Below are 2,288 nucleotides of genomic sequence, written 5' to 3' on the forward strand. Positions count from 1 at the left end.
TAGTCTTTAAAATTATTAAATTGCAGTGGCACGCCAAATTGCTTTTCTTTCAAAAACGCCATCGCTTGCTGTAGCGTATCTTTTTTCTTATCATTGACCCGTACTTTATCGCCTTGAATCGCTGCCGATACTTTCAAATCCGACTCTTTTAATGCCTTGCTGATTTTTTTGGCGGTATCACCATCAAGTCCATCTTTGAGATTGACTACCTTTTTCATTTGTTTGCCCGAGCCTTGATTATCCTGTGGGTCGAGCGACTGCAAATCTACCCCACGTTTTATCATGTTTTTCTCAAGCATGGCATACACGTTTTCCATCTGCAACTCGTTGTCTGCGGTGATGGTGATTTTTTTGTCTTTCTCATTGAGTTCGACTTTAATGTCGCTGCCTTTAAAGTCAAAACGGGTGGCGATTTCTTTCTCGGTATTTTGTACGGCATGTTTAACTTCAAATAACTGTAATTCTGAAACCACGTCAAATGATGGCATGAGGTTTTCCTTATCAAATTTGTTGAATAAAATCTAAAAAATCTGCCCTATCATAACTGATTTTGTCAGTTTTTAACAATTGACGCAGTGTTATCACCACAGTTAATCATATAAAATAAATCATAAATTAAATAATGATTTAAAATACTTATTAAAATAATTAACTTTTTAATAACGCTGATTACAGTTTTTTACCTTATTTGTTTGTATAATGAGTAAGCAAATAGGTCATTTACTAAAAAATGTAGTATAACAATTTACGATAATAAGGAGTAGGACATGGCGTTTAGCGATATGATTGGCAAACAAGTGCCAAGCGTGACTTTTCATACCCAACAGCAAGGCAAATGGGTGGATGTTACCACGGACGAATTATTTAAAGGCAAAAAAGTAGTATTGTTCGCTTTACCAGGAGCATTTACACCAACGTGTTCATCACTGCATTTACCCCGCTACAATGAATTGGCAACTGAATTTGCCAAACTAGGCGTTGATGACATCGTGTGTGTCTCGGTCAACGATACCTTTGTTATGAATGCTTGGGCAAAAGACCAGGACTGTAGCAATGTGACAGTGATCCCAGATGGTAACGGTGAGTTTGCGGAAGCGATGGGACGCTTAATTGATGACTCAGCAATTGGGTTTGGTAAACGTTCATGGCGTTATTCGATGCTGGTCGATGATGGCAAAATCGTCAAAATCTTTGACGAACCCCAAGACAGCGGCAGTGATGACCCATACGAAGTATCAGATGCCGATACCATGATTAAATATATTGACCCAAACTGGCAAGACAAACCTTCTGTCTCAATTTTTACCAAGCCTGGTTGCCCACATTGTGCCAAAGCCAAAGAAACGTTAACACAAAAGGGTTTCGAGTTTGAAGAAATCGTACTTGGTAAAGACGCCAGTATTACCTCAGTACGAGCCATTACTGGTCGTGAAACTACCCCACAGGTGTTTATCGGTGGCAAACACATCGGTGGTAATGATGACTTACAAAAATATTTTGCTGATGCAAAATAATGTTTGATTAAATAAAAAAAGACAGTCTAGGCTGTCTTTTTTATTGGCTAGTTAAAATTATTTTCCATCTCTTCAAGTGCCATCATCAAATTCATTACTTGCTCTTCGACTTCTTCAATTTGTCCTTTTAGAATGGTTTGTTCATCGAGTAGCTTCAGTAATTCGGCTTTTTGGCTATCATCATACAGACCTGCATCACCCAGCTTTTCTTCGATCTCACCCACCTGCGCCATGAATTTTTCTAGTTGTTTTTCTTCATTTTCAATTTTTTTACGGATGGGCGCGGTGAGTTTACGCTGTTCAGCGGATTTTTTGCGTTGTTCTTCTTTGGATAACGCATTGGGCACGTTAGACGTTTCACGTGAAACATCTATTTTGTGGTCAGCTAATTTTTTGTCTTCGAGCTTTTTATTATCGCTCGCTTGTTTGGCTTGCTGTTTACGGGTCTGTGATAACCACTGACTATAATAAGCGATGTCATTGTCAAAGATGTTACATTGACCATCATGCACCAAATATAGCTCATCGCAAACATTCGCTATCATTTCTCGGTCATGTGACACCAGAATGACCGCCCCTTCAAATTCTTGCAAAGCCATACTCAATGCTTGCCGCATCTCCAAATCTAGGTGGTTGGTCGGCTCATCTAATACCAAAACATTGGGACGCTGCCATACGATTAGCGCAAGGGTGAGTCTTGCCCGCTCACCGCCAGAGAATAACTTGCTTTTGGTATCAATGCGCTCACCGCGAAAATCAAAACTCCCTAAAAAC

Annotated in this window: 3 protein-coding genes; 1 reads left to right on the forward strand and 2 read right to left on the reverse strand. The window is 39.6% G+C overall.

Annotated features, from left to right (window positions below):
* The coding region (locus tag RT143_RS12245) for a YajQ family cyclic di-GMP-binding protein (protein ID WP_036591734.1) at window positions 1-488 on the reverse strand (488 nt) is incomplete at its 3' end.
* 279 nt (window positions 489-767) lie between these two features.
* Here RT143_RS12245 and RT143_RS12250 point away from each other — a divergent pair.
* Window positions 768-1,514 carry a glutathione peroxidase gene (locus tag RT143_RS12250; protein ID WP_313093370.1) on the forward strand — a complete coding sequence of 249 codons (747 nt, stop codon included), beginning with the start codon at window positions 768-770 and terminating at the stop codon, window positions 1,512-1,514.
* Window positions 1,515-1,561: 47 nt separating this feature from the next.
* On the opposite strand, the gene RT143_RS12255 is transcribed toward RT143_RS12250, so the two are convergent.
* A partial coding sequence (locus tag RT143_RS12255) for an ATP-binding cassette domain-containing protein (RefSeq protein WP_313093373.1) occupies window positions 1,562-2,288 on the reverse strand: 727 nt, incomplete at its 5' end.

This window comes from Moraxella sp. CTOTU48268, assembly GCF_032069585.1.
Classification (GTDB): domain Bacteria; phylum Pseudomonadota; class Gammaproteobacteria; order Pseudomonadales; family Moraxellaceae; genus Faucicola; species Faucicola cinerea.

Coding starts and splice junctions, on each gene's coding strand:
- RT143_RS12250 (WP_313093370.1), top strand. CDS start 768: ATGGCGTTTAGCGATATGATTGGCAAACAAGTGCCAAGCGTGACTTTT.